This is a genomic window from Nonomuraea cavernae, from assembly GCF_040655715.1.
Classification (GTDB): domain Bacteria; phylum Actinomycetota; class Actinomycetes; order Streptosporangiales; family Streptosporangiaceae; genus Nonomuraea; species Nonomuraea cavernae_A.
Genome location: NZ_JBFAKL010000028.1, coordinates 105,638 through 114,010 on the forward strand (window position 1 = coordinate 105,638; position 8,373 = coordinate 114,010).

At 68.2% G+C, this 8,373-nt stretch carries 8 protein-coding genes; 6 read left to right on the top strand and 2 right to left on the bottom strand.

The window, feature by feature from the left end:
- Positions 1–5 precede the first annotated feature (5 nt).
- The gene (locus tag AB0I38_RS32425) at positions 6–1,244 is read right to left on the bottom strand and encodes an FAD-dependent oxidoreductase (RefSeq protein ID WP_358488595.1); all 1,239 of its coding nucleotides are present in this window, start codon (positions 1,242–1,244) and stop codon (positions 6–8) included.
- A 115-nt stretch (positions 1,245–1,359) separates the two neighbouring features.
- Between AB0I38_RS32425 and AB0I38_RS32430 the strand changes: the two genes are divergently transcribed.
- From AB0I38_RS32430 to AB0I38_RS32455, 6 genes are all read left to right on the top strand, one after another.
- On the top strand, positions 1,360–2,337 hold the full coding sequence (locus AB0I38_RS32430; RefSeq protein WP_358488602.1) for an aldo/keto reductase: 978 nt from the start codon (positions 1,360–1,362) through the stop codon (positions 2,335–2,337).
- A 91-nt stretch (positions 2,338–2,428) separates the two neighbouring features.
- Positions 2,429–2,761 (top strand): hypothetical protein, encoded by a 333-nt coding sequence (locus AB0I38_RS32435; protein WP_358488605.1) that lies wholly within the window; start codon positions 2,429–2,431, stop codon positions 2,759–2,761.
- Entirely contained in the window at positions 2,758–4,884 is a 2,127-nt protein-coding gene (locus tag AB0I38_RS32440) for a carbon starvation CstA family protein (protein ID WP_358488610.1), read from the top strand. The genes AB0I38_RS32435 and AB0I38_RS32440 overlap by 4 nt, the downstream gene beginning before the upstream one ends.
- A gap of 89 nt (positions 4,885–4,973) precedes the next feature.
- Positions 4,974–5,717 (top strand): SDR family NAD(P)-dependent oxidoreductase, encoded by a 744-nt coding sequence (locus AB0I38_RS32445; RefSeq protein ID WP_358488614.1) that lies wholly within the window; start codon positions 4,974–4,976, stop codon positions 5,715–5,717.
- 876 nt (positions 5,718–6,593) lie between these two features.
- Positions 6,594–6,716 carry a hypothetical protein gene (locus tag AB0I38_RS32450; RefSeq protein ID WP_358488617.1) on the top strand — a complete coding sequence of 41 codons (123 nt, stop codon included), beginning with the start codon at positions 6,594–6,596 and terminating at the stop codon, positions 6,714–6,716.
- Positions 6,717–7,278: 562 nt separating this feature from the next.
- Entirely contained in the window at positions 7,279–7,488 is a 210-nt protein-coding gene (locus AB0I38_RS32455; protein ID WP_358488621.1) for a transposase, read from the top strand.
- A gap of 216 nt (positions 7,489–7,704) precedes the next feature.
- Here AB0I38_RS32455 and AB0I38_RS32460 read toward each other — a convergent pair.
- Positions 7,705–8,373, bottom strand: a 669-nt coding sequence (locus AB0I38_RS32460) for a transposase (RefSeq protein WP_436838796.1), incomplete at its 5' end; no start/stop codon positions are given.

An 8,373-nucleotide genomic window follows, 5' to 3' on the forward strand; every position in this document is an offset into this window, starting at 1 on the left:
ATGTCTCACCCGGTGCGGGCGGGGCGGCGGGCGAAGGGCGGGGCGTGTTCGGGGCGCAGGCCGACGCCGATGAGGTAGGCGGGCACGTACGACAGCTGGGGGAACACCCGCAGCAGGACCAGCAGGGCTCGCGGCGGGCCCTTGCGCCTGCCCTCGATGACCGGCACGGCAAGGACCCGGTGCATCAGCCGCTGCAGGGTCTGCACGAGGAAGGTCGGCAGCAGCCTGCGCGCGCGGACCCCGGCGAGCACCGCGGGAGTGACCGTCCCGCGCCGAAGCGGCTCGGCGAGCAGCGTCGCGGCCGCCACCGCGTCCTGAACGGCCAGGTTGATGCCGACGCCGCCCAGGGGCGACATGGCGTGCGCCGCGTCACCGATGCACACCAGGCCGTCGCGGTGCCAGCGCCGCAGCCGGTCCATGCGCACGTCCAGGTGCTTCACATCGTCCATCGACTCCAGGGCGGCCGTCCGGTCGGCCAGAGCAGGATTGATCCGCGCGATCTCGTGACGGAAGCCGGCGATGCCGGCGGCGCGCAGCTCGGGATCGAGGCCCTTCCTGGCGAGGTAGCCGATCTGGAGGTGGGTCTCGCGCGGGATCGCGATCATGATGCGGTTGCCGCGCAACATCGGGGCGAGCGTTGCCGGCTCGTCCTCGGGCGTGCGCGGCAGCCGGAACCACCAGACGTCGAACGAGACCGGGAACTCCTTGGCGCGCAGCCCGGCCCGGCGGCGGGCCATCGACGAGCGGCCGTCGCAGGCGATGGTGAGGTCGGCGCGGATCTCGCCGGTCCGGCCGTCCTCGGTGCGGTAGCGCACCCCGGCGACCCGGTCGGCCTCGCGGATCAGGTCGGTCGCCTCGGTGCGCATCCGCAGGGTGAAGCCGGGCTCCTCCGACGCCGCGTCGGCGAGCAGCGTGAGCAGGTCCCACTGCGGCACCATCGCGATGTAGGGGTGGCGGACCTTGAGCCGGCGCAGGTCGCCGAAGACGACGCGGCGGTTCTCGCCGACGGGGAAGGCGATCTCGTGGATCCGGTTCTGCGGAAGCTTGGCGAACCGGTCGCCGAGCCCGAGCTCGTCGAGCAGCCGCAGCGTCGACGGATGCACCGTGTCGCCGCGGAAGTCGCGCAGGAAGTCACCGTGCTTCTCCAGGACGGTCACCTCGACGCCGGCACGGGCCAGCAACAGGCCCGACACCATGCCGGCCGGGCCTCCTCCGATGATGACGCAGGTCCCCTGACCGCTCATCTTCATCACCATATTTCATCGCTTGTTGAATAACTTCATCATGCGACCGCGTCTCCCCCCGGTCAACCCCACACGCCGAACGGCCCCGGCGGACATACGGATAAGGTGCTTCCTCATGGAGCAGCGAGTGCTGGGGCGGACCGGACGGCGGGTGGGCGTGGTCGGGCTCGGCGCCTGGCAGCTTGGAGCCGACTGGGGTGACGTGAGCGAGACCGACGCGTTCGCCACCCTGGAGGCCGCCGCCGACGAGGGCGTGACCTTCGTCGACACCGCCGACGTCTACGGCGACGGGCGCAGCGAGCAGATCGTCGGCCGGTTCGCCAAGGGGCGGCCGGAGCTCACCGTGGCCACCAAGATGGGCCGCCGGATGGAGCAGGTGCCCGCCACCTACGTGATGGCCAACTTCCGCGCCTGGAACGAACGCTCCCGCCGCAACCTCGGCGTCGACACCGTCGACCTGGTGCAACTGCACTGCCCTCCCACCCCGGTCTACTCGTCCGACGCCGTCTTCGACGCGCTCGACACGCTGGTCGACGAGCAGAAGGTGGCCGCGTACGGAGTGAGCGTGGAGACGTGCGACGAGGCGCTGACGGCGATCGCCCGGCCGGGCGTCGCGACCGTGCAGATCATCCTCAACGCGTTCCGGCTCAAGCCGCTGGAGCGGGTGCTGCCCGCGGCCCGCGCGGCCGGGGTAGGCGTGATCGCCCGGGTGCCGCTGGCCAGCGGCCTGCTGTCCGGCCGCTACGACGAGCACACCGTCTTCGCGCCCGACGACCACCGCAGCTTCAACCGGCACGGCGAGGCGTTCGACGTGGGCGAGACATTCTCCGGCGTCGACTTCGCCACCGGCCTGGAGGCGGTCCGCCGGCTGGCGCCGCTGGTGCCCGAGGGGGCGACCATGGCGCAGTTCGCGCTGCGCTGGATCCTCGACCAGCCCGGCGTCTCCGTCGTCATCCCCGGCGCCCGCAACCCGGCCCAGGCCGCGGCCAACGCGGCCGCCGCGGCGCTGCCGCCGCTCCCCCAGACCACCCTGGCGGCCGTCCAGGCCGTCTACGACGAGCTGATCCGCCCGCGAGTCCACGACCGGTGGTAAAGGGGACGGCGGGCGCGATCTCTTAACAGGCGTCTTTACTCGGTGATGATCGAGGACTAACTTCTGAAGCAGCTTCACTCAGGAGTGACAGATGTCTTCGATGATGCTGACCTCCGCGGCTCGTGACGCGCTGCGCGAGGATGAGGTGATCTTCTTCGACTGGCATGTCGTCGGCCTCTGCTGCGCGGACGCGGGAGAGTTCTCGGTCCGCCCGCTGCGCCGGCGACGCCTGCCACGACGCGCGCGCCAGATCGGATCCGCGCCCGTGTACGCCCACCCGACCGCCTGGGTTCATCTCGCCGGGCTCCAGGTCACCGTCGACTGCCGCGCGCTGGGCCGCTGGCGGCGATTCACGACCGACCTTCCCCCGGACGCCGGACTGCGCTGCTGCCTTGGCCGACCCTTATCTGGAGGTATTCGGTGAACGTGCGCTCCATCATCGTCTGGACGGCGGTCGCCCTCGTCGGCGCCACCGGCTGGGCGGTACTCGCACTGTCCCGGGGCGAGAACGTCAACGCGATCTGGCTGCTCGCGGCGGCGCTCGGTTCCTACGCCATCGCCTACCGCTTCTATGCCCGATTCATCCTGCGCAAGGTGCTGGGCGCCGACGACCGCAGGGCCACTCCCGCCGAACGACTCGACAACGGCATCGACTACCACCCGACCGACCGCCGGATCCTGTTCGGCCACCACTTCGCCGCCATCGCCGGCGCCGGCCCGCTGGTCGGCCCGGTGCTGGCCGCGCAGATGGGCTACCTGCCGGGCACGATCTGGATCATCGCCGGCGTCATCTTCGCCGGCGCCGTGCAGGACATGATCATCTTGTTCTTCTCGATGCGGCGCAACGGCAGGAGCCTCGGCCAGATGGCCCGCGAGGAGATCGGCCCGGTGGGCGGGGCGGCGGCGCTGATCGCGGTCTTCGCGATCATGATCATCCTGCTCGCGGTGCTGGCCCTGGTCGTGGTCGGCGCGCTGGCCAAGTCGCCGTGGGGCACCTTCTCCATCGCGATGACCATCCCGATCGCCCTGTTCATGGGGTTCTACCTGCGCGTGTTCCGGCCGGGCCGGGTCATGGAGACCACGGTGATCGGCGTCACGCTGCTGGTGCTGGCGATCGTCGCCGGCGGCTGGGTCCAGGAGTCGAGCTGGGCGCCCACCTTCACGCTAAGCCCGTCCGCGCTCTCCCTCTGGCTGATCGGGTACGGCTTCATCGCCGCGGTCCTGCCGGTCTGGATGCTGCTGGCGCCTCGCGACTACCTGTCCACCTTCATGAAGATCGGCACGATCGTCCTGCTGGCGATCGGGGTCGCGGTCACCATGCCCACGCTCCAGACCACGGCGTTCACCGAGTTCGCCTTCAACGGCAAGGGGCCGGTCTTCGCCGGGTCGTTGTTCCCGTTCGTGTTCATCATCATCGCCTGCGGCGCGCTGTCCGGGTTCCACGCGCTGATCTCGTCCGGCACCACGCCCAAGATGATCCGCAAGGAGTCGCAAGTCAGGATGATCGGCTACGGCTCCATGCTGATGGAGTCGTTCGTCGCCGTCATGGCCATCACCGCGGCCTCGATCCTGAGCCCCGGCCTCTACTTCGCCATGAACTCCCCCGCCGGACTGGTCGGAGCCACCGTCCAGACGGCCTCCGAGGCGGTCACCAACCTGGGCTTCGTCATCACCCCCGAACAGTTGCAGGCGGCGGCGCAGGCCGTACAGGAACAGACCCTGATCGCCCGCACCGGAGGCGCGCCCACCCTGGCCGTCGGCCTGTCGCAGATCTTCTCCGACTTCATCGGCGGGCCAGGGCTGCAAGCCTTCTGGTACCACTTCGCGATCATGTTCGAGGCGTTGTTCATCCTCACCACCGTCGACGCCGGCACCCGGGTCGGCCGGTTCATGCTCCAGGACATGCTGGGCAACCTGTGGAAGCCGATCGGCCGCGTCAGCTGGTGGCCCGGCCTGATGGTGTCCAGCGCGGTGGTCGTCGCAGGCTGGGGTTACTTCCTCTACCAGGGCGTCAACGATCCGCTCGGCGGCATCAACCAGCTCTTCCCGCTGTTCGGCATCGCCAACCAGCTGCTCGCCGCGGTGGCCCTCACCGTGGCCACGACCCTGCTGATCAAGAGCGGCCGGCTGAAATGGGCGTGGGTGACCGGGATCCCGCTAGCCTGGGACGTCGCGGTCACGCTCACGGCGAGCTACCAGAAGGTCTTCTCCAGCGACCCCATCCTCGGCTTCTTCGCCCAGCGCGACCGCTATCAGACCGCGCTCGACCAGGGACAGCTGCTGGCCCCGGCCAAGACGCCCGACGCCATGCGGCAGATCGTGATCAACTCCACCGTCGACGGCATCCTGGCCGCGCTGTTCGCGATCCTCATCATCGTCGTGCTCGTCGACGCGATGCGGGTGTGGGCGAAGGCGATCAAAACGAGAGAACCACTGCCCAACACCGAGGCGCCGTTCGAGGAATCCAAGATCGTCGAACCGTCCGGGCTCATCGCCACCCGCGAGGAGCGACGCATGATGGCCGAGACGTCGTCCCGCGACACCTGACGCCCGGCTCCGTACGGCTCTCGGTACGGCATCGGTACGGCTCTCGCCTGGGCGGGAGCCGTACTCGTGCGGCTGCTAGGGTGCGGCGGGTGAGCGGACGTGGAGTTCTCATCACCGGGGCGTCGCGAGGCATCGGCCGGGCGGTCGCGGCGGCCTTCGCCGCCGAGGGCGACCGGGTCGCGATCCACCACCGCGACTCCGCCGAGCAGGCGCGGCAACTGCTCGGCGAGCTGCCCGGCCAAGGGCACACCGTCGTCCAGGCTGACCTGGCCGACCCCGACGAGGTGCGGCGCATGACCGACGCGGCGGCAGAGGCGCTCGGCGGCATCGACGTACTGGTCAACAATGCCGGAATCTTCCTGCACCACCCCATCACGGAGCTGTCCTACGAGGAGTGGCAGGCGGCCTGGCGGCGGACGCTCGACGTCAACCTCGTGGGCGCGGCCAACGTCACCTGGTGCGCGCTTCAGCACATGCCCGCCGGAGGCCGGATCGTCAACGTCTCCTCGCGCGGCGCCTTCCGAGGCGAGCCCGACGGCCCCGCCTACGGGGCGACCAAGGCGGGCCTCAACGCGTTCGGCCAGTCACTGGCCATCGCCCTCGCGCCACGCGGCATCGCGGTGGCCACCGTGGCGCCGGGTTTCGTGGCCACCGACATGACCAACGAACACCTCAAGCCGCCCCGGGGCGACGAGATCCGCGCGCAGAGCCCGTTCGGCCGGGTGGCCGAACCGGAGGAGATTGCGGCGGCCGTCGTGTATCTGGCCTCACCGGCCGCCGAGTGGGCCAGCGGCGCCGTCCTCGACCTCAACGGCGCCTCCTACCTCCGCTAGCCGGTGCAAGTGCAAGCGGCCCATGACGAGGCGGCCAACGCGGGACAGACGCGGGATGACCTTACAGATGGCAACGTGGTTGCCTCTCGGCATTGTCGTCATGGTCGTTCATTGGATGCGGCGGCGATGACGAAAAAAATGATTTCTCTCGTCAGTATGCGATGTGAATCCACACGGACGAGCGGGAGTACCGGCGCGGAACCGGCTAGCTCATCAAAGCGTCCGCGAAACCGCGCCCGTTCCTGCTGCAGGCGCTACGGCAGCCCGGCGAGCCCTGGGAGGTGGCAACCCTGCCGTCAAACGCCGCTTCACCGACAACCGCGCGAGGAGCGGGTGGATCACACATGCGCCATGCCCATGGCGGGCCGGACACGCGTGAGGCGTCCGAACTTCGGAGACAGCCAAGGCTCGGACACCTCTCCGTCGGCGCGGACGTCACCGCCTCGACTGCGGAGCTCGAAGAAGCCATCTGCGACCACCTGCGGTGTTCAAGGACACCGACGGATCCGACTGAGCGGTTGGCTAGATCTGGGCCCGCCACGGGCTGAAACTGTTCCTGCTGGACCAGGCGCACGATCGGCTGTCGTTCACCGCCGCGTGCGCGGCGCTCAGAGAGATGTCCGCGAAGTGAACCCAGACCGCGCCCAAGCTTGTCGAGGGCAAGGCCAACGGGACTGCGGCTATAGACAGCTTGTCGCGGCACGTGCCCGGCCTTGTCCCCGGTCGAACCAGACGAGTCCAAGGAAACCAGAGCTCGCAGCAGTCACACCTTTCATCGAGGCCGGATCGGTGTACCCACCGATGCCTGAGCTGTGCCCATGGGTCGGGTTCAGAGACGGACACGCGGCCTTCCCGAACGGGTCCTACGACGACCAAATGGACGCCTGCACACAGGCGATCAATTGGATGCCGCTCGCGCCGATCCTCGCCGCATCGCTCATCCTGGAGGGGCAGGATCTGGACGAAGAGATCGACGGTTACGAGATAAGTCGGCACTAGTCGCGCGGATTTGACGTGAAGCCGCTTCGACAAAGGCACGGAGGGCGGCCTGCGCCTGGTCCGACAGGTCGGCCCTCGCAGCCTCATCGGAGGCACTGTGGATCGCCGTCGTAGCCTGCAGAGCGTCTTCCGCGAGCTGGGTCAAGCCTGGGTCGGGGTTAACCAGTTCGAGTCGGAACAGCGCCGACTTCGCGTTCACCCGGTCGGCGTACGAGGCGTCGCGCGCTTGGCTGTGAGCCTCCTTCCCGTCGGGTTTCCGCCTTTGCCGCCAGCGGGCGTTCTGGCTGCCCCGATACGAAGTGATGGCGTTAGCGAAGGCGTTGTAGGCGACGAGCTGCTCCTGCCACAACCTTTCCGCGCGAGCCTCTAACCGTGCCTGCCGGGCGGCTCGGGCTTGGAAAACGTAGGTGGCCGTGGCACCGAGTAGCGTGCCGGCGATCGCGATGAGGCTGGTTATCGCACCCTGCATCTGCCCAGTTCAACACCCCGCACGGCACTCCGTCAGCCTATTCTGGACTTCCCCTTCTAGCGTGGAGATCTGACCTAAGGAGAAGGTTGGGTCGTGGGAGAGACCAGACGCAGGTTCGATCCGCAGTTCCGGGCGGGCGCGGTGCGGATCGTGCGGGAGACAGGAAAGCCGATCGCGCAGGTCGCCAAGGATCTGGGCATCAATGCGGGCGCGCTGGCCAACTGGGTGCAGATGGATCGGCTGGCTCGCGAGCAGGACACCAATGGTGGTGAGCTGGCCGAGTCGGAGCGGGAGGCGCAATGACGCCCCTATGTTTGTTCAAGCCGCAGCGGGCGGAGGACGCGCTGGTGAGAGTGCTGCGGTGATGATCGGGAAAACTTCGCGGGCGACGTAGCGCTTGAGGCAGCGGATGATCTCTTTTTGAATTTGCCTTCGGTGGTGCGGCGTTCGGCGTAGGCGCGGGTGCGCGCATCGCGGACGAGGCGGGTAACGACGGCGCCCGTCAAACCGAATGAGACATCAGGCTACTTTTGTGGTTTGTGGTGAGGTATCGGACTGAAGGGTCGTGGGTGGCCTGTTGATCCACACTCTGGCGGGCAGCGACGGCGGGTAGGGGCGCCTGCCACGGAACCGTTCGGGGTGGGCCAGGAAGGCCACGTACAGCGTGGCGATCCGCTTGGTGTGGATCTTGACGGCGGTGCCGTTGTGCACGTATGTGGGGGTATGCATCGCGAAGCCCGAATGGCGATGCTCGTTGTTGAAATAATCGAAGAACTGTTCGCAGAAGATGCGGGCGTCTTCGATCGAGCCGAACCTCCATGGGAACGCCGGGCAATATTTGAGAGATTTGAACTGCGCCTCGGAGTAAGGGGTGTCGTTGGACACGCGTGGTCGTGAATGCGATTGGTCGATCCCGAGCTGCGCGAGCAGGCCGGTGACGGTGTTCGACGTCATCGAGGTGCCTCGGTCCGCATGAATCGCGTCAGGCGCGATACCGCCGTTCGCTTCGATGGCGCGCTCGATGAACTCTTTGGCCAGGGGTGCCGTTCTCCGTCGGCCAGATCGGAGCTTCTTGTTCTCGGCCCGCAGTCGGGCAAGGCCGTTGCGTTCTCGGTTGATGGACGTTCGCTGGGCTCGATGAGGCAGGTGTTGAGGGCACCCCGGGGTGCACATGACAAACGCGACCCC

Excerpts from the sequence above, each read along its gene's own strand:
- AB0I38_RS32425 (WP_358488595.1), bottom strand. The coding sequence starts at position 1,244 with ATGAGCGGTCAGGGGACCTGCGTCATCATCGGAGGAGGCCCGGCCGGC.
- AB0I38_RS32435 (WP_358488605.1), top strand. The coding sequence starts at position 2,429 with ATGTCTTCGATGATGCTGACCTCCGCGGCTCGTGACGCGCTGCGCGAG.
- AB0I38_RS32450 (WP_358488617.1), top strand. The coding sequence starts at position 6,594 with ATGGACGCCTGCACACAGGCGATCAATTGGATGCCGCTCGCGCCGATC.
- AB0I38_RS32430 (WP_358488602.1), top strand. The coding sequence starts at position 1,360 with ATGGAGCAGCGAGTGCTGGGGCGGACCGGACGGCGGGTGGGCGTGGTC.